The 17,014-nt window shown below is 66.6% G+C and carries 19 protein-coding genes; 11 read left to right on the forward strand and 8 right to left on the reverse strand.

What is annotated here, in order from left to right; genetic code table 11:
- Positions 1-4: 4 nt before the first annotated feature.
- From HN018_RS15080 to HN018_RS15090, 3 genes are all read left to right on the forward strand, one after another.
- The gene (locus HN018_RS15080) at positions 5-655 is read left to right on the forward strand and encodes an NUDIX hydrolase (RefSeq protein ID WP_338033977.1); all 651 of its coding nucleotides are present in this window, start codon (positions 5-7) and stop codon (positions 653-655) included.
- A complete protein-coding gene (locus HN018_RS15085) occupies positions 652-1,101 on the forward strand; it encodes a hypothetical protein (protein ID WP_171833282.1) in 450 nt (149 codons plus the stop codon). The genes HN018_RS15080 and HN018_RS15085 overlap by 4 nt, the downstream gene beginning before the upstream one ends.
- 115 nt (positions 1,102-1,216) lie before the next feature.
- Positions 1,217-2,389, forward strand: a complete 1,173-nt coding sequence (locus HN018_RS15090; RefSeq protein ID WP_171833281.1) for a hypothetical protein — start codon at positions 1,217-1,219, stop codon at positions 2,387-2,389.
- Positions 2,390-2,411: 22 nt separating this feature from the next.
- Here HN018_RS15090 and HN018_RS15095 read toward each other — a convergent pair whose 3' ends face one another.
- Positions 2,412-3,254, reverse strand: coding sequence for an SEL1-like repeat protein (locus tag HN018_RS15095; RefSeq protein WP_171833280.1), 843 nt, complete (start codon positions 3,252-3,254; stop codon positions 2,412-2,414).
- A 147-nt stretch (positions 3,255-3,401) separates the two neighbouring features.
- Here HN018_RS15095 and HN018_RS15100 point away from each other — a divergent pair, with 147 nt between their 5' ends.
- Positions 3,402-3,908, forward strand: a complete 507-nt coding sequence (locus tag HN018_RS15100; RefSeq protein ID WP_171833279.1) for an OmpA family protein — start codon at positions 3,402-3,404, stop codon at positions 3,906-3,908.
- A gap of 69 nt (positions 3,909-3,977) precedes the next feature.
- Positions 3,978-4,559 carry a DNA-3-methyladenine glycosylase I gene (locus tag HN018_RS15105; RefSeq protein WP_171833278.1) on the forward strand — a complete coding sequence of 194 codons (582 nt, stop codon included), beginning with the start codon at positions 3,978-3,980 and terminating at the stop codon, positions 4,557-4,559.
- Between the two features lie 18 nt (positions 4,560-4,577).
- Here HN018_RS15105 and HN018_RS15110 read toward each other — a convergent pair whose 3' ends face one another.
- From HN018_RS15110 to HN018_RS15125, 4 genes are all read right to left on the reverse strand, one after another.
- Positions 4,578-5,348: an SDR family oxidoreductase gene (locus HN018_RS15110; RefSeq protein WP_204259539.1), complete on the reverse strand. Its 771-nt coding sequence runs from the start codon at positions 5,346-5,348 to the stop codon at positions 4,578-4,580.
- Complete coding sequence (locus HN018_RS15115; RefSeq protein WP_171833277.1) at positions 5,345-6,073, reverse strand: D-lyxose/D-mannose family sugar isomerase; 729 nt, start codon at positions 6,071-6,073, stop codon at positions 5,345-5,347. The genes HN018_RS15110 and HN018_RS15115 overlap by 4 nt, the downstream gene beginning before the upstream one ends.
- Before the next feature lie 181 nt (positions 6,074-6,254).
- Positions 6,255-7,040 carry an SDR family NAD(P)-dependent oxidoreductase gene (locus tag HN018_RS15120; protein WP_171833276.1) on the reverse strand — a complete coding sequence of 262 codons (786 nt, stop codon included), beginning with the start codon at positions 7,038-7,040 and terminating at the stop codon, positions 6,255-6,257.
- Positions 7,041-7,053: 13 nt separating this feature from the next.
- On the reverse strand, positions 7,054-7,776 hold the full coding sequence (locus HN018_RS15125; RefSeq protein WP_171833275.1) for a FadR/GntR family transcriptional regulator: 723 nt from the start codon (positions 7,774-7,776) through the stop codon (positions 7,054-7,056).
- 153 nt (positions 7,777-7,929) lie between these two features.
- Here HN018_RS15125 and uxuA point away from each other — a divergent pair, with 153 nt between their 5' ends.
- Positions 7,930-9,108, forward strand: a complete 1,179-nt coding sequence (gene uxuA, locus HN018_RS15130) for a mannonate dehydratase (protein ID WP_171833274.1) — start codon at positions 7,930-7,932, stop codon at positions 9,106-9,108.
- A 34-nt stretch (positions 9,109-9,142) separates the two neighbouring features.
- Positions 9,143-9,925 carry a trans-aconitate 2-methyltransferase gene (gene tam / locus HN018_RS15135; RefSeq protein WP_171833273.1) on the forward strand — a complete coding sequence of 261 codons (783 nt, stop codon included), beginning with the start codon at positions 9,143-9,145 and terminating at the stop codon, positions 9,923-9,925.
- 127 nt (positions 9,926-10,052) lie between these two features.
- Here the strand turns inward: tam and ftsY are convergent, their stop codons facing one another.
- The 3 genes from ftsY to dapF are packed head-to-tail and all read right to left on the reverse strand — an operon-like array spanning position 10,053 to position 13,049.
- A complete protein-coding gene (gene ftsY / locus HN018_RS15140; RefSeq protein WP_171833272.1) occupies positions 10,053-10,991 on the reverse strand; it encodes a signal recognition particle-docking protein FtsY in 939 nt (312 codons plus the stop codon).
- Positions 10,992-10,995: 4 nt separating this feature from the next.
- Entirely contained in the window at positions 10,996-12,243 is a 1,248-nt protein-coding gene (gene mtaB, locus HN018_RS15145; protein ID WP_171833271.1) for a tRNA (N(6)-L-threonylcarbamoyladenosine(37)-C(2))-methylthiotransferase MtaB, read from the reverse strand.
- Complete coding sequence (gene dapF / locus HN018_RS15150; RefSeq protein WP_171833270.1) at positions 12,240-13,049, reverse strand: diaminopimelate epimerase; 810 nt, start codon at positions 13,047-13,049, stop codon at positions 12,240-12,242. Before dapF ends, mtaB begins: the two co-directional genes overlap by 4 nt.
- An 82-nt stretch (positions 13,050-13,131) precedes the next feature.
- Between dapF and HN018_RS15155 the strand changes: the two genes are divergently transcribed.
- From HN018_RS15155 to HN018_RS15170, 4 genes are all read left to right on the forward strand, one after another.
- A complete protein-coding gene (locus HN018_RS15155; RefSeq protein WP_171833550.1) occupies positions 13,132-14,541 on the forward strand; it encodes an FAD-binding oxidoreductase in 1,410 nt (469 codons plus the stop codon).
- Positions 14,542-14,609: 68 nt separating this feature from the next.
- Positions 14,610-15,008, forward strand: coding sequence for a CopM family metallochaperone (gene copM, locus HN018_RS15160; RefSeq protein ID WP_171833269.1), 399 nt, complete (start codon positions 14,610-14,612; stop codon positions 15,006-15,008).
- 62 nt (positions 15,009-15,070) lie between these two features.
- Positions 15,071-16,639: an amidase gene (locus HN018_RS15165; RefSeq protein WP_171833268.1), complete on the forward strand. Its 1,569-nt coding sequence runs from the start codon at positions 15,071-15,073 to the stop codon at positions 16,637-16,639.
- Positions 16,640-16,763: 124 nt separating this feature from the next.
- Complete coding sequence (locus tag HN018_RS15170) at positions 16,764-16,979, forward strand: hypothetical protein (protein ID WP_171833267.1); 216 nt, start codon at positions 16,764-16,766, stop codon at positions 16,977-16,979.
- Positions 16,980-17,014 lie beyond the last annotated feature (35 nt).

Below are 17,014 nucleotides of genomic sequence, written 5' to 3' on the forward strand. Positions count from 1 at the left end.
CGGGATGCAGATTTCGGTTGAAAGCCGGATTGCAGTCCAGCACGGTGCGTCGATGTCGCGCTTCGCTCGTATTCAGCCCGAGGGAGACGAGCGGGAGAGGCTCTCCTGTCTCGATTGCGGCCACGTGGTTTACGAGAACCCGAAAATTATCGTCGGCGCCGTGGTGGCCCACGAGGGCCGGGTGCTGCTTTGTCGCCGGGCGATCGAGCCGCGGCAGGGATTCTGGACCCTCCCCGCGGGCTACCTGGAACTCGGCGAGACCTCCGCCGAAGGCGCGATCCGCGAGACGTTCGAGGAAGCCGGCGCGCGCATCACCCTGGACGGGATCCTGGCGATCTACGACATCAGCCGGATCGGACAGGTCCAGATCATCTATCGTGCCCGGTTCACCGATCCTGAAAATCCGGTTGCCACGGCCGGGACCGAGAGCCTCGAAGTCGGACTGTTCAACTGGGCCGGCATTCCATGGGGCGACCTCGCCTTCCCGACCGTCCGGTGGGCGCTCGATGCCTGGAGCAGGGTCGGCCAGGGTCCGCTACCGCCACCGTTCGGCAACCCCGCCGACGACCCGCGTGGGGAAGGCACGTTGCCGGGCGTGCCTCACTCCAGCCTGGACCCACATCCAACCCACGTAACGTCGAGGAGGCCGGCATGAAACGGGTCATCTGGATCCTGCCTGCGGCCCTGGTGGCATTTATGGGGAGCAGTGTCGCGATCCTTCGCGCCGCCCACGCCGAACCGGCACGCTCGCAGCCGGTGACAGGCTTCGATCCAAGTTCGATGGCCACCTTCGAGACCACCAGCCTTGCTCCGCGCGCCGACATGCTGGATCCATTACCCGCCAGTCCGACAGCCGGCCTCGTCAGGCAGGCGCATGTCCAGGCACTGCGGCCGGCGCCTTTGCCCAATGTCGATGTCGATGAGCCGGGCATGGACGCCCAGGCTCTCGCAGCACAGGGCCAGACCAGCGTGAACCCGAGTTTCTATGGGGGCGCGAAACGTTTTGCCGGGGACGGCTACTCGCCCGGCTCGACGCTGGACGACCGGAAATACGGTCACGACGCCGGCGGCGGCATGAGCCTGTCCATTCCGGTGCACTAGACGGACGCACCCTCAGGCGCTCCGTGGAACGTGATCGGATTACCGATCATTGCATGGTATGATCGTTGTCTCATAGAGTTGGACGTTTTCCCGACTGCTATGCCGGAGCGGTCATTTGGCATCGGCCACCACCCTCAGCACCATGCCGCTCGAACGAGCACGTGACGTAGTGTCGGCACAGCGCATCCGGACGCCAGACTCGATCCGGCAGGCAGCGGAACGTCTGATCGGTTGCTATCCTGGCATCCTGTTGATCGGGTCGTCGGTGCAGACCGCCACAGCGGTCGGCGATCTGTTGGCTCATGCCCGCGCAGCACCGGGCAACAGGATCCAGCCGGTGCGCTTCCCGGCAGCTACCGGCACCCCGGCCCTCCTGCGCGACGTGGTCGAGCGCGCCTACAAGGCACGGACCGACACGGCAACGCGCCTGTTGATCGTCGTCGCCCAGGCGGATGCGTTGTCGGACGACACGTTGCAGGAACTCGAGGTCGCGGCCGAAGCCGCTCTCGCCCATGGAGGCCTGCAATTCCTGTTCACCTCGACCGAGGACTTGTCTTCGCTCTGGACGCGCGACGCCTTCGTCAGCCTGTCCGCCAGTCTCGAAGATCCCTTGCGCCTCGTTGCGGGACCGGCTGAGCCGGGATTGCTGGCGACCTACGGATCGCTGGACGCGCCCGAGGAACCGGCCCCCTGGCCAGCCGAGACATCACGTCACGGCCTCCGGGCCCGGACCCTGGTGTTGATCCTTGCAGTGCTGGCTCTGATGGCCCTCGTCGCGATCGGCGTCGGCTACCAGCGGCACGTGCCGCTGCTGGGTCTGCTGCCATCGGCCTTGATGCCGGCACCGTCCGCCCCGGTTCCACATGTGGCGGATCGGCCCATTCCGGCACCCGGCGTTCCGACGCATATGGCGCAGATGCCAAAGGAAAACGCGCCTGCGGCTCGAATGGCCTCGGCTCCACAGCCCGCGAGTGCCCCGCCGGTGCGACGGAGTATGCCGGTTTTACAGCCCGCGATCCGGCTGAGTGTGCAGGCACCGGGTGCGCCTTTCGCGGCGGCTCCGCTTGCCTCCATTCCGGCAACCGAGATCGCGCCGGCCCCGGTCGTTCCGGGCGCGAGCCTGCTGCTGATCGCCGAGCCGGGCGACACGCTGCCGAAGCTGTATGCCAAGGTCTACCAGGGCATGACACCGCCGCCATACTCGGAAGTCACCGCGGTCAACCCCGCCCAGATCAAGCCGGGCGACCATCTCATGTTCCCGACACCCCCGAACGGTTGGCGACCCTGACCTTTCGCGCCGTCGAGGGTGATCAGCGCGCGGGTCCCGTGACGGCCGGGTCCTGCATCTGCAACCGCACATGCAGCGCCCCGGCCTCCGCGATCTGGTGCAGGCCGACGCTGCTGGTTCCGGCGGCTGCCTGCAGGTAAAGGCGATACGCCTGCTGCCGGTCGACCGGCGTCCCCACCCCGTTCTCGGTGCACCAAGCGAGGTCGTACTGCGCCATCGAGGCTGCCGGGCCATGGCCGGCAGCTGCGCGCCGGAACAAGGCGGCCGCGGCGGCCTTCTCCTGCGGCTTCCTGGACAACAAGGCCCGCTGCGCCTGGCCGAAGGCCGCATCTTCCGTATCGGGCGGCAGGGCGTTCATCGCGGCCCTGGGCAGCGGGTGGCGAAGATGAGCCGATGCCGCCGCAATCCCGTCGCGCACCGCTTCGGCGAACAGACGTTGCGCTCGCGCCGGATCGCGCGGAACTCCGTCGCCCGATGTCAGCATCAGGGCGAGATTGTATTCCGCCCGGCCGTCATGGTGTTCCGCCGCCTGTCCATACCATCGGGCAGCTTCCTGGTGATCCCGTGGCACTCCATCCGCGCCAGCATCGTAGAGCACCGCCACGTTGAACATGGCGACCTTGTCACCATGTTCCGCAGCCTTGCGATACCATTCCAGCGCCTGACGATGATCCTGGGGGACACCCTCGCCGGTATCGTACATCACTCCAAGAAATCGCGATGCCCGGGCGTCACCGGCATCGGATGCATCGCGCCAGGTTCGGTAGGCTTCGGCGAACGCACCCGAACGGAATGCATCCATGCCGTCGAGCTCGGCCGCACGCGTGGGCGCCGATATGGGCGACGCGACCAGGGCCAGACTCAAGCACGCGAGCACAGCAGTGCTTCTCAATGGGATCATTCCAAAAAAATACACAAAAGTGTGTAGGTCCATGAACAACGTGAAACGATCTGTTCGTTTCCGCGCTGACCGACAGTCCTTCTTGAATTCTGAGAGAGGTTGTCGATCATCATGACGTATCACGCGCTCGTGCGCCTCGGTCCGCCCTTTCTGGCCGCCGGCATGCTGGTGTCGGCATGTGCCCATCCGGCGCCCGGCAACAACGAAGCCGCAGCCGCGGTCCAGGCACCGCCGAATGTTCCGCTGGTCACGAAGCCGACCACGGGCCAGGAGGTGAAGGCGGTCGCCAACGACAAGATCGAGATCGTCTTTCCGCACGGAGGCTCCAGCCTGACGCCAGAGGCCGCCAAGCAGCTCGACCTTGCCGCGCGACTATTTCGGGATGCGAACCCCGTGCTGATGTTCACCACCGGCTATTCGGATAATACCGGTGACGAATACCACAATCTTCTGCTGTCGGCGCGCCGGGCGCAGATCGTGAAGAAGGCGCTCGTCGCCCGCGGTATTCCAGCGGACCGGCTGCTGCTGCAGGCGCTGGGTGCATCCGACCCGGCAGACTCTTCGGACCCGACCGCGGCGGCAAACCGTCGCGTCGTCGTAACTTGGCGCTTGCTCTAAAAGCGGCTGTTTCGCCGTTCCCGGCTTCGTCCCGTATGATCCGGCGATGGATGTAGCGCTCGACTGTCTATGACGGCCACGACCAACGTGCATCGCTGCAACTGGGCACAGTCCAGTGCCGCGATGCAGGCCTACCACGACGCAGAGTGGGGCGTGCCACAGCATGATTCGCGAATGCTATGGGAAATGCTGATGCTGGAAGGCTTCCAGGCCGGATTGTCCTGGATAACCGTCCTGCGCAAGCGTGGGGCATTCCGTGAGGCCTTTGCCGGGTTCGACCCAGCAATAGTCGCCAGCTTCGACGAAAGCGATATTGAGCGCCTTATGCTCGATGCGGGCATCATACGCGCCCGTGCCAAGATCCAGGCGACGATCAAAGGCGCCAGGATCTGTTGCGATATGCAGGCCGGCGGCGAGAGCTTCGACGAGTTCTGCTGGTCGTTCACAGATGGCAAGGTGTTGCAGGGCGACGGGCACAGCGTTGCCACTGTCTCACCGCTCTCGGAACGGATCTCGAAGGAGATGAAACGGCGTGGCTTCAAGTTCGTCGGGCCGACGATCGTGCAGGCTTTCATTCAGGCCGTCGGCATCGTCGACGATCACTCCGCAGAGTGTTTCCGACGCACGCAGAGGCGTCCCCTGAGCCTGTGACAGTACCCAACGCCGGGCCTAGTTGGTTGCCCCGCCGTCCAGGATGAGGCTGGAACCGGTCATGAACGCGCTCTCGTCGGTCGCGAGGTAGGCCACCAGTCCGGCGATCTCTTCAGGCGTGCCGAGCCGCCCCATCGGCTGGCGTGCGATGAAGGCGGCACGTGCAGCCTCGGGGTCGGCGTTGGCGGCGATGCGTTCCTCGAGCGAGGGGGATGAAACGGTGCCGGGACAGATGGCATTGCACCGTATGCCCTTGCCGATGAAGTCGGCAGCGATCGACTTGGTCAGGCCGATCACGGCGGCTTTCGACGCACCGTAGGCGGCACGGTTCTGGAAGCCCTTCACCGAGGATGCAATCGAGGCGATGTTGATGATGTTGCCGTACCCTGCCGCCAGCATCGAGGGCAGCACTGCGCGCGTCACATGGAAGATCGAGTCGACGTTGAGCGCGAACGACCTGTCCCAATCCTGTATCGAGGCATCCAGGATGGTTCCCTGATGCACCCAGCCGACGCAGTTCACCACGATGTCGAACGGCAGCAGATCCGCCAGCGCACCTTCGATCTGCGCGGGATCGGACGCGTCGAACGCGTGCGTCCGGATATTGGGATGGACCAGTTCCGCAAGCTTGCCGGCATTGATATCGGCGGCGGCGACGAGCGCCCCCTCCTCCGCAAGCCGCAGCGCGGTCGCCTTGCCAATTCCCTGTGCCGCCGCGGTGACCAGCACACGGCGCCCGGCCAAACGCTGTTGGATCACAGGCTGCGCCGTCTCGTTGTTGCCGATCATTGGCCGGGCACTCCTTCGGAAGCCGATTGCGTCGGGCTCGTTGCGTCGTAGTCGTTCACCAGCAGCCGGTAGGGAATTGCATCCTCCTCGATGCTGCTGAAACGGGCGAGCGGGCTGGCGAAGAAATTGTCCGCCTTGTCGTCGTTGACGCTCGAGACCTCGCCGACGACGACCGCCCCGCCCTCGCCCCAGAATGCGTGATACGTGCCCGGAAACAGCGTGATGCTTTCGCCCGGTGCGAGCAGCAGCACGGTTCCGGCCGCGACCTCCATGGCCTCGCCATCGAGATGTGCCACCAGGCTGCCGTCTTCATCGACGCTGCCATCGTCGCGCATCCCGAACAGCCTGATCGCCAGCAGAGCATTCGGAGAGAGCGAAAACCTGTTGATGATGTCCTCGACTTTCTGGACATGACGATGCAGCGGCGTCAGCTGGTCCCGCCGGGAGATCATGATCTTCTCGGCATACGGCCGGTTCCCCGCCTCCGTACTGCCAACGATACCGTTCCGCACCGTGAACAGCAGCAGACCCTCCTCCTCGAAGCGCCCGCCACCAAAATCGGTCACGTCCCACCCCAGCCCGCAATCCTTCACCGGATCGCCGACCCGTTGCCGCCCGCGCCAATCATCGACACCCCACCGCCCAAACGCCGGAAGAAAAACCCCCGCCCGCCCAAAATCCTCCTCGGCCTGCGCAATGACCGTATTCAGCAAAGATCTTTTCACTGTTGTCCTCATCAATTGCCGAGACCGTCTGAGAATGCGTTGTGCCGAGTGAGAGCTCCCTCTACGGGAGCGCCCGTCGTGGGTATCGGAGCACCGGAGCGGAGCGGCCTCCTGGCCGTGAGCACCGGAGCGCACGAGAGCCGCGTCGGATCGCCGGCACAGCGCATTATCAGACGGTCTCTCAGTGGACGGCGTTGGCGGCGGTTAGTCCCCCATCGATCCGGTGATCGGAACCGGTGATGAAGCCGGCCTTGTCGGAAGCAAGGAAGGCGGCGAGTTCGGCGACCTCTTCCGGCTCGCCGATCCGCCCGATCGGGTGGGCGTCGCCGAAGCGTGCGAACACCGAATCGATATCCGCGTCGGGTCCGTTGAAGGTGCGGGCCGCGAGTTCCAGTATGGGCGTGCGCACCGAGCCGGGGCTGATGGAAATCACCCTGATGCGTTCACGCGCGTAGTCCAACGCCATGGCACGGGTGAGTGCGTGGATCGCGCCTTTCGACGCGACGTAGGCTTCGACACCAGGCTGGCAGTTGAAGCCCTGCACGCTCGCCATGTTGATGATCACGCCACCACCGCGGGTGCGCATGATCGGCACGCCGAAATGCGCGGTCAGGTGGATCGAGCCGACATTCACTTTCAGGCACTGCATGAACAACTCGGGCGACGTCGAGACCGCATCGCCGTACGGATGAACGGCGGCGGAATTGACGATGATGTCGAGGCCCCCGAAACGCTGGACCGTGGCCTCGACCGCCGCCTGCACCTCGGCCGGTTCCGAAACGTCGGTGCGCCGGGTGACGAGCGACAAGCCGGAGGCCGCCGCCGCCGCTGCCAGCGCGTCGTTATGCGCGTCATCGATGCCGAGTGCGACGACATCGGCGCCACCCCGCGCCAGGCGGAGGGCCACCGCACGCCCGATGCCGCTCGTGCCGGTCACCAGTGCGATCTTGTTCGTGAAGTCGTTCATCCTGGTCCCTGGTTCAGGCTTGGGTTGCGTCGTCCGGCGGGTCGCCGAGATACTCCAGGCCGGACTGGAGATGCCTGTTCATGTAGTGGGTGTAGGCGATCCGGTCCTTGTGGCGCAGCGCATCGAGAATATCCCGGTGATCGCCGGCTGCCGCATGCAGCGCATCGCGCCGCGATTTTCCGGTTTTCATCAGGCGGCGGATCACCGGCCTCAGCATTGCGTAGATCTCGGACAGGGTCCGATTTCCTGCAGCGTCCACCAGGGCCTGATGAAAGCGGAAATCGAACTCGGACGCACGGTCGACATCCTGGCTGGCTTCCATCATGCCGTTGATCTCGGCCATCGCATCGAGCTCGGCATCGGTGATCCGGTCGATCAGGGTCTCCCCGAGATTCATCTCGGTCAGCCTGCGAAAACCCTGGATGTCCTGGAAGCTGTCGGCCGAGATATCCATGGCGAAGGCGAACAGGTCGGTCATCGCAACCTGCCGGCCGTCGGTGATGATCGCGCCGACCTTCTGTCGGGACTCCACCACACCGTATGCCTTCAGGGTCCGGACCGCCTCGCGGATGGTGTTGCGGCCGGTCGCGAACATCAGTGCGAGTTCGGCCTCGGAGGGGAGAACATCACCGATGCCGAGCTTCCGCGCCTTGATCAATTTGCGTATCCGCGCGACGGCAACGTCCACGGCCGAGGCCGGCTCCCGCTCGACAGCCTGTTCGCTCGCCTGGCTCATTAGGGATGGTCGCCGGTGTGCATCATGCCATCTTGACTAGCAGCCATCGCGATCCCGGACAAGTATGTTATGGGACAATATGATCGTCAAACGGGACAAACCAATTGCTCTCCCCTCCGATCGGCATATGTTGTCCCATAAAAAGAGATCGACATGCTTCAGACGTGGCGCTGGTTCGGACCGGATGATCCGGTGACCCTGAGCGATGCAAGGCAAGCCGGGGTCGAGGGCATCGTGACCGCGCTGCACCACATCTATGACGGTCGCGCCTGGAGCGTGTCCGACATCGAGCAGCGGATCGGCCTGCTGAAGGCGGCGGGATTCGACTGGTCGGTGTGCGAGTCGATCCCGGTGCATGCATCGATCAAGCTGGGTAGCGGATCGAGCCGCCGCTCCATCGATGCGTGGAAGGACAGCCTGGCCAATCTCGGTCGCGCCGGGGTACCGGTGGTCTGCTACAATTTCATGCCGGTGGTCGACTGGACACGGACGGATCTTCGCCATCCGACCAAGGCCGGCGGGCTGGCCCTCCGCTTCGACATGGCCGACTTCGTGGCGTACGACGTCCATGTTCTCGAACGGCCCGATGCCGGACAGGACTATGCCGCCCCCCTGCTCGACGAGGCCCAACGACGGATCTCGGCGATGGACGATGCCCGCATCGCGACGCTCGAACGGACCATCATCGCCGGCCTGCCCGGTGGCGAGGACAGCCACACGCGGGACGGCATCCGGGCCAGCATCGCGGCGTTTGCCGGCATCACCCCGGACGACATGCGCCGCAACCTCGTTGCGTTCCTCGAAGAAGTGGTTCCGGTGGCCGAGGATGTCGGCGTGAAGCTGGCCATCCACCCGGACGATCCACCATTCTCGTTGTTCGGACTGCCGCGGATCGTCTCGACGGCTGCGGACGCGCGATTCATCCTCGATGCGGTCGACCATGTCGCCAACGGTCTTACGCTTTGTGCCGGCTCCTACGCATCACGCGTAGACAACGACCCGGTGGCACTCGCGAACGAATTCGGTCCCCGCATCCACTTCGCGCACCTGCGCAATGTCGTGCGCGACGCAGATGGTTCGTTCATGGAGTCCGATCATCTGGGCGGCGACGTCGACATGGTCGGGCTGGTCTCCAGCCTCACCCGCGAGGAGCGGCGCCGCGCCCAGGCCGGCGACATGGCCCCGATCCCGATGCGTCCGGACCACGGCCATCTGCTGCTCGACGACATCGGCAAGGCCGTCAACCCGGGTTATTCCTGCATCGGCCGGATGAAGGGCCTGGCCGAGCTCAGGGGCGTCATGGCTGCGGTCGATCGCCTTCTGCCGGTATGATGGCGACGATGCAGCATAGTCAGGGCTCGCCGGGATGACGTGGTCGGCGCCGGACTATTCGAAATTCGAGGCCGAGCGTAACCGCCCGGTCCGCGATCTGCTGTCGCAACTCACCGGCGATCCCGCCAGCATCATCGATCTTGGCTGCGGGCCCGGCAACTCGACCGAACTGCTGGCCGCCCGCTTTCCAAATGCGACGGTGACCGGGATCGACAGTTCGCCGGACATGATCGACGCCGCAGCCAAGCGTCGCCCGGACATTCGTTTCGAGGTCAGGGATATCGGCGAACGACACGATGCGGACGGACGGTTCGACCTGATGTTCGCCAACGCGTCGTTGCAGTGGCTGCCCAATCATGCTGCGCTGCTGTCGGTGCTTGTCGACCAGCTTGCGCCCGGCGGCATGCTGGCCGTGCAGATGCCGGACAATCTCGACGAGCCGGCGCATCGCCTGATGCGCGAAACTGCGCTTGACGCAAGGTGGGCGGTGAAGCTGGCCGACGCTTCGAAAGCGCGCGACAGCCTGCATAGCGCGGAATGGTATCTCGAAACCCTTCGCGGCCTCGGCACCCAGGTCGATGTCTGGCGCACGACCTATCATCACGCGCTGGCGGGCGGGGCAGCCGATATCGTCGGCTGGTTCAAAAGCACCGGGCTCAGGCCATTCCTGCAACCGCTCGACGAAGACGAGCAGGCCGCCTTCCTGGCCCGCTACGAAACGGCGATCGCCCGTATCGTCCCGTCAGCCAGCGATGGAACCGTCCTGCTGAGGTTTCCGCGCCTCTTCTTCACCGCACGCCTGGAGACCCATCGATAATGCTACTAGGCCGGCGAGCCGACGCGGCTCTCGTGCGCTCCCGAAGAAGGAGCTCTCACTCGGCCTAGCGCATTCTCGAACGGTCTCCGCACCTGTTGCGGACAACAGTAAGAGGGTCTTCGGTGCGTCAGCCGCCGACGAGCTTGACGGAATCGCCGACCAGGCCGCGGGCGAATTCGTTGGCCGAGAATGGACGCAGATCCTCCGCTGTTTCGCCGACGCCGACCGCGTGCAAGGGCAGGCCAAACGTTTCCGCCAGCGCGACGACGATGCCGCCGCGGGCGCTGCCGTCGAGCTTGGTGACGACCAGTCCGGTCACGGCGACCAGTTCCTTGAACACGCGCACCTGCTCGATCGCGTTCTGGCCGGTGGTCGCGTCCAGCACCAAAATCACCGAGTGCGGCGCGGTCTCGTCGAACTTGCGCAGCACGCGGATGATCTTGGCGAGTTCCTCCATCAGCGCGCCCTTGTTGTGCAGCCGGCCGGCGGTGTCGATCAGCAGCAGGTCGGCATTCTCGGCGCGCGCCTTCTTGAGCGCCTCGAACGCCAGGCCGGCGGCATCGGCGTTCGGTGGTCCGGAAATCACCGGCGCACCGACGCGCTCGCCCCAGATCTGCAACTGCTCGACGGCGGCGGCCCGGAACGTGTCGCCGGCGACCAGGATGGTCTTCACCCCCTGGCGGCCGAACTGCAGCGCCATCTTGCCGATGGTGGTGGTCTTGCCGGTGCCGTTGACGCCGACCACCAGCACGACATGCGGCTTCAGCGCGGGGTTCGGCACGAACGGGATCGCCACCGGCTCGAGCACACGGGCGATTTCCGCCGACAGGGCCACGCGCACCTCCTCGTCGGTCACTTCGCGGCCGAACCGGGTGCGGCGGAATTCGTCGATGATGCGACCCGCGACAGCGGGCCCGAGATCGGCCGCGACCAGCAGCTCCTCGAGCTCGCCCAGCGCCTCCTCGTCCAGCTCCCGCTTGGCGAACACCGCGGTGAGGTTGCTGCCAAGCTTCTGCGTGCTGCGCGACAGGCCTTCCTTGAGCCGGTTGAAGAAACCCATCGCCATCGATCTAGATCCTTTCCGCCATCAGCACCTTGGCCGACGGCGCTATCGCCCGCGCCGCGATCACCTGACCGGGCTCGCCGGCAGGCTGCTCGAACCGCACCGGCGCGAAATGTTCCGAATGGCCGCCAGTTGGTGTTTCCAGCAGCACGCGCAACTCCCGCCCGGCGAAACCCTGGTGGAACGCCTCGGCGTTCGCCGCGCCGGCCTCGCGGAGCCGGCCCGCGCGCTCGCGGCGCACCGGAACCGGAACCGCCGGCATGCGCGCCGCCGGGGTACCGGGGCGCTCGCTATAAGGGAACACATGCAGATACGGCAGCGCGTGTGTACGGACGAAGCCGAGCGTCTCCTCGAACAGCGCATCGTCCTCGGTCGGGAAGCCGGCGATGAGGTCGGCGCCGAAGCCGATCCCCGGACGCAGCCTCCGCGCCTTATCCACCACGCGCGCCGCGTCGTCGGTCAGATGCCGGCGCTTCATCCGCTTGAGCACCAGGTCCGAGCCCGCCTGCAAAGACAGATGCAGATGCGGCATCAGCCGTTCCTCGTGCTCGATCAGCAGCCAGAGGTCGGCGTCGATCTCGACCGGATCGAGCGAGGAGAGCCGCAGCCGCTCCAGCTCCGGCACCAGCGCCAGCAACCGGCGGGCGAGCTGGCCCAGCGCTGGCCTGCCAGGCAGGTCGCCACCGTAGGAGGTGATGTCGACCCCGGTCAGCACGACTTCGCGGTAGCCGGAGCGCACCAGCGCCCGCACCTGCTCGACAACCGCGCCGATCGGCACCGAGCGCGACGGACCACGGCCGAACGGAATGATGCAGAAGGTGCAGCGATGGTCGCAGCCCTGCTGTACCTGGACGAAGGCGCGACTGCGCCCGACGAACTCGGTGACCAGGTGCGCCGCCGTCTCGCGTGCCGCCATGATGTCGGACACCGCATTGCCGGAACCGAGCGCCGCCTCGGTCCAACTTGCGGCCTGCAGCTTGTCCTCGTTGCCGAGCACGCGGACCACGCCGGGCAGCAGGCTCCAGGGAGCCGGATCGAGCTGCGCCGCGCAGCCGGTGACGACGATGCGGGCATCGGGACGATCGCGATGCGCGCGCCGGATCGCCTGCCGCGCCTGGCGTTCGGCCTCGGAGGTGACCGCGCAGGTGTTGACGATAATGACGTCGTCGAGGCCGCCGGCGTGGCTGCGCATCACCTCGCTCTCGTAGGTGTTCAGCCGGCAGCCGAAGGTCAGGAGTTCCGGGGGCGTGCTCATCGGTAATCGTCCAGCTCGACCAGTCCGGTGAAGGAGATCACCGCCGGCCCGGTCATCAGGATGCGTCCATCCCCGGTCCATTCGATGCCGAGCACACCGCCCTCCATCTCGACGGCGACACGGCGCTCGGTCACGCCGCGACGCACGGCGTTGACCACGGCGGCGCAGGCGCCTGATCCGCAGGCCAGGGTCAGGCCGGTGCCGCGTTCCCAGACCCGCAGGCTGATGCGCTCGCGCGACAGGATGCGGGCGAAGCCGATATTGGCACGCTCGGCGAACAGCGGGGCGGCCTCCAGCAGCGGGCCCACTGCCGCCGGGTCGGCCGGGTGGTCGAAGAAAGTGGCGTGCGGGTTGCCCATCGAGCAGCCGGCCGGGTCGTGGAGGAGCGGCAGGTGCAGCGTGTCGGCCTCGCGTGCCAGCGGGATGTCGCGCCAGTCCAGGCCCGGCCGGCCCATATCGACCTCGATCAGCCCGTCCTCGAGAACGCGGGCCGCGAGCAGGCCGCCATCGGTTCGGATGCGAAAGTCCGGTCCGGCGCCCTGCCCGGCCAGCAACGACGCCACGCAGCGGGTGGCGTTGCCGCAGGCGCCGGACTCGCTGCCGTCGGGGTTGAAGAACCGCACCCGGACGTCGTCCGAGCCATGGTCGGGTGCGGCGATCAGGACGAGCTGGTCGCAGCCGATCCCGGTATGCCGGTCGGCAAGCCGGGCGATCATCGCCGGCGTCAGTCCGAGCGACCCGGCGCGCTCGTCCAGCACGATGAAATCGTTCCCGGCGCCGTGCATCTTGTTGAAAGCGACTTGCATGGCCGCTCCTATAGAGGATCGTCTAGTCTGGCGCGACGACTTGAAAGGACCTGCGATGGACCAGAGCGTGATGGCAGCCCAGATGCACACGCAGGCGGGCCTGCAACTCGACCGGCGACCACTGCCGCCGGAGCTGTGGTCGGCGCTGCAGGCCCGGTTCGGCGACCGGCTGACCCGGACCGCCGCGGAACTGGATCGGCACGGGCACGAGGAAAGCTGGCATCCGGGAGTGCCGCCCGACGCGGTCGTGTTCGCCGAGAGCACCGCCGAAGTCGCCGAGCTCATGCGGCTGTGCGCGCAGCATCGCGTGCCGGTGGTGCCGTTCGGCGCCGGCACGTCGCTCGAGGGCCATGTCGCCGCGATGGCAGGCGGCATCAGCCTCGACCTGTCGCGCATGACCCGGATCATCGACGTGCGTCCCGAGGATGGCGACTGCAGCATCGAGGCCGGCGTCACCCGTGAGCAGCTCAATACCCACTTGCGCGATGTCGGCCTGTTCTTCTCGGTCGATCCCGGCGCCCCGGCGACGATCGGCGGCATGGCGGCGACCCGCGCGTCCGGCACCAATGCCGTGCGCTACGGCACCATCCGCGACGTGGTGCTGTCCCTGGTGGCGGTCATGGCGGACGGGCGGGTGGTGCGCACCGGCGGCCGGGCCCGCAAATCCGCCGCCGGCTACGACCTGACCCGCCTGCTGATCGGTTCGGAAGGCACGCTCGGCATCATCACCGAGCTGACCGTCAGGCTGTTCCCGATCCCCGAGAGCATCGCCTCGGCGGTGTGCACGTTTCCCAGCGTTCAGGCGGCGGTCGAATGCGTGATCGGGCTGATCCAGCTTGCGGTGCCACTGGCACGGATCGAGTTCCTGGATGCGGCGGCGATCGACGCGGTGAACCGCTATTCCAGCCTCGACAATGCGCTGGCGCCGACCCTGTTCCTGGAGTTCCACGGCAGCGAGGCCGAGGTCGCGGCGCAGGTCGCCACGGTGCGGGATGCCATCGCCAGTCACGGCGCCGGCGAACTGCACTGGGCGACGCGTGCGGAGGATCGGGCCCGGTTGTGGAAGGCTCGGCACGAGGCGCTTTGGGCGGTGAACGCGACACGGCCGGGAAGCCGGAGCTGGACCACCGACGTGTGCGTGCCGATCTCGCGCCTCGCCGAATGCATCGTCGACACCACTGCCGACATGCAGGAGCTGCCGTTCCGCGGCGCCATCGTCGGCCATGTCGGCGACGGCAACTTCCACTGCCTGCTGCCGCTCGACCCGACCTCGGATGCCGAACTCGAGGCGGCGGCCCGGTTCAACGACCGGCTGGTCCGGCGCGCCCTGGCGATGGAGGGGACCTGCACCGGCGAGCACGGGATCGGCCATGGCAAGCTCGGCTTCATGGCGCTGGAACATGGCGAGGGGCTGGCCGTGATGCGCGCGGTCAAGCATGCGCTCGACCCGGACGGCATCCTCAACCCGGGCAAGGTGCTGCCTGCGGGATAGAGGGTGGACCTTGCGGCTGGGACGCAGTGCCGGGACACTGCCGGCACGACTGGACCAGGAACCAATTCATGCCGCATCCGCTTCGCCTCGCAGCCGCCCTCTCGTTGATGTGCGGAATGATGGTCCCGGCCACGTTCGCCGCCGACCTGCCGGCACCGGGCGGCATGGCGATGACGGCTCCGCACCCGGACAGCGCAGCCGACCATGCCATGGAGGCGGGAATGGCCCGGATGCAGCACGACATGCAGACCGCGCCGACGACCGGTAATGCCGACCATGATTTCGTTGCCATGATGACGCCGCACCATTCCGGCGCGATCGACATGGCGAAGGTGGAACTGCGCTACGGCAAGGATCCGGAATTGCGCCGCCTGGCGCACGAGATCATCGGCGCGCAGGAGCGCGAGATCGCGCAGATGAACGCCTGGGCCGCCGCCCATCCGGGCCCGGTTCGGGCGACGAAGTGAGATCACGTTGCTGCCGTCTGCTCGGCGCGTGGTGCTTCACCGTCATGGGAGGACATTTCGCGATGTCGGCTGAACCACACTACGAGGTCCAGGGCCGCACAGTCACCCGGATCGAGGCCGACCTCGCAGCCGGCCACGTCACGTCCGAACATCTGGTGAGCCTGTATCTCGCACGGATCAAGGCCGTCGACGCAGCCGGTCCGACGCTGCATTCGGTCCTGGCGATCAATCCGGATGCGCTGGCCGAAGCCCGTGACAGCGACCTGCGGCGAAGCACCCGCGCGCCGCGTCCGCTTGAAGGTGTTCCGATCCTCATCAAGGATAATATCGACGTTGCCGGTCCGTTGCCCACGACCGCGGGCTCGCTGGCTTTGACGGAGAACGTCACCGGCCGCGATGCACCGCTGGTCCGGCGGCTGCGCGAGGCGGGTGCCGTCATCCTCGGCAAGACCAACCTGTCCGAATGGGCGAACATGCGCGGCAACCGCTCGATCAGCGGCTGGAGCGGTGTCGGCGGCCTGACCCGCAACCCCTATTCGTTGGATCGCTCGCCGTGCGGTTCCTCCTCCGGCAGCGGCGTGGCGGTGGCGGCATCGCTGGCGCCGATGGCGATCGGCACCGAGACCGATGGCTCGGTCACCTGCCCGGCCAACGTCAACGGCCTGGTCGGCCTGAAACCGACCGTCGGGCTGGTGTCGCGCACCCACATCATCCCGATCTCATCGAGCCAGGACACCGCCGGGCCGATGACCCGCACGGTGACGGATGCCGCGCGCCTGCTCACGGTGATCGCCGGCAGCGATCCCGACGATGCGGTGACCCTCGCCGCCGATGCGCATCGTACCGACTACATGGCCGCACTGGACGCGCATGCCCTCAAGGGCAGCCGGATCGGGGTGATGCGCTTTGCCGCCGGCTATCATTCCGAGCTCGACGCGTTGTTCGACCAGTCTCTCGACAGGATGCGGGCGGCCGGGGCCACCCTCGTCGAGATCAAGGATTTCCCCGGGCTGGACACCATCTCCGGCTTCGAGCTGACCGTGCTGCTCACTGAGCTGAAGGCCGGCCTCAACGCCTACCTGGCGACCACACCGCCCGCCGTCCGGTCGCGGACCCTGGCCGAGCTGATCGCCTTCAACGAGGCGCATCGCGACCGCGAGCTCGGCCTGTTCGGGCAGGAGCTGTTCATCAAGGCCGAAGCGACACAAGGGCTCGACGACCCGGCCTACCGCACCGCCCGCGACACGGCGCGCCGGCTGGCCGGGCCCGAGGGCATCGACCGGCTGCTCGCCGCCGACCACCTGGACGCGCTGGTGGCGCCGACCGGCGGTCCGGCCTGGACCGTCGATACGATAGACGGCGACCATGATGGCGGCAGCGCCAGCATGCTGCCGGCTGTTGCCGGCCTGCCACACCTGACCGTCCCGATGGGTCTGATCTCGGGGCTGCCGGTCGGGATGTCGTTCATCGGCAGCGCCTGGTCGGAAGCCCGGCTGCTCGCACTGGGCTATGCCTTCGAGCAGGCGCATCCGGTGCTGCCGAGCCCGCATTATCCGCACTCGATCGGCAGCAATCCGGCTGCAGCCGCCCTGCTCGCTCCCATTGCCGCGACGCCGCGATCAAAAATGTGAACGCGTCCCAGCATCGTTGCAGCAACTTGTGAACAGACCCATCGGGAAACATCGGATAGGCCAGTTCTCGCGGCAATGATCCATCGCGGCAAGGCGTCGCGGCGGTGCTACGAATGGCGGGGCGATGCAACAGATTCTGACATACCGGGAATGTCGTTACGTGGTCGGACCGGAAAACGATCGAGGCCGGGCCTGGATCATTTACCCGGACAACGGTCCGGAAGCCGGGGCCGAGCGCGGTACCGCGCGCAGCGAGGGCATGCGTGGCTCCTTCAAGGTTGCAGTCCATACGGCACAACATGCGATCGATCGCTGGCTCGAAGCTCCGGCGGCTGAATGACGGCCCAGTAGGCCGAGCCAGGCCATCGGACGACA

The organism is Lichenicola cladoniae (genome assembly GCF_013201075.1).
In the GTDB taxonomy this organism is placed as follows: domain Bacteria; phylum Pseudomonadota; class Alphaproteobacteria; order Acetobacterales; family Acetobacteraceae; genus Lichenicola; species Lichenicola cladoniae.

Coding starts and splice junctions, on each gene's coding strand:
- HN018_RS15155 (WP_171833550.1), top strand. CDS start 13,132: ATGCACACGCAGGCGGGCCTGCAACTCGACCGGCGACCACTGCCGCCG.
- HN018_RS15120 (WP_171833276.1), bottom strand. CDS start 7,040: ATGAACGACTTCACGAACAAGATCGCACTGGTGACCGGCACGAGCGGC.
- uxuA (WP_171833274.1), top strand. CDS start 7,930: ATGCTTCAGACGTGGCGCTGGTTCGGACCGGATGATCCGGTGACCCTG.
- tam (WP_171833273.1), top strand. CDS start 9,143: ATGACGTGGTCGGCGCCGGACTATTCGAAATTCGAGGCCGAGCGTAAC.
- copM (WP_171833269.1), top strand. CDS start 14,610: ATGCCGCATCCGCTTCGCCTCGCAGCCGCCCTCTCGTTGATGTGCGGA.
- HN018_RS15085 (WP_171833282.1), top strand. CDS start 652: ATGAAACGGGTCATCTGGATCCTGCCTGCGGCCCTGGTGGCATTTATG.
- dapF (WP_171833270.1), bottom strand. CDS start 13,049: ATGCAAGTCGCTTTCAACAAGATGCACGGCGCCGGGAACGATTTCATC.
- HN018_RS15110 (WP_204259539.1), bottom strand. CDS start 5,348: ATGATCGGCAACAACGAGACGGCGCAGCCTGTGATCCAACAGCGTTTG.
- HN018_RS15125 (WP_171833275.1), bottom strand. CDS start 7,776: ATGAGCCAGGCGAGCGAACAGGCTGTCGAGCGGGAGCCGGCCTCGGCC.
- ftsY (WP_171833272.1), bottom strand. CDS start 10,991: ATGGCGATGGGTTTCTTCAACCGGCTCAAGGAAGGCCTGTCGCGCAGC.
- HN018_RS15100 (WP_171833279.1), top strand. CDS start 3,402: ATGACGTATCACGCGCTCGTGCGCCTCGGTCCGCCCTTTCTGGCCGCC.
- HN018_RS15170 (WP_171833267.1), top strand. CDS start 16,764: ATGCAACAGATTCTGACATACCGGGAATGTCGTTACGTGGTCGGACCG.
- mtaB (WP_171833271.1), bottom strand. CDS start 12,243: ATGAGCACGCCCCCGGAACTCCTGACCTTCGGCTGCCGGCTGAACACC.
- HN018_RS15105 (WP_171833278.1), top strand. CDS start 3,978: ATGACGGCCACGACCAACGTGCATCGCTGCAACTGGGCACAGTCCAGT.
- HN018_RS15080 (WP_338033977.1), top strand. CDS start 5: ATGCAGATTTCGGTTGAAAGCCGGATTGCAGTCCAGCACGGTGCGTCG.
- HN018_RS15165 (WP_171833268.1), top strand. CDS start 15,071: ATGTCGGCTGAACCACACTACGAGGTCCAGGGCCGCACAGTCACCCGG.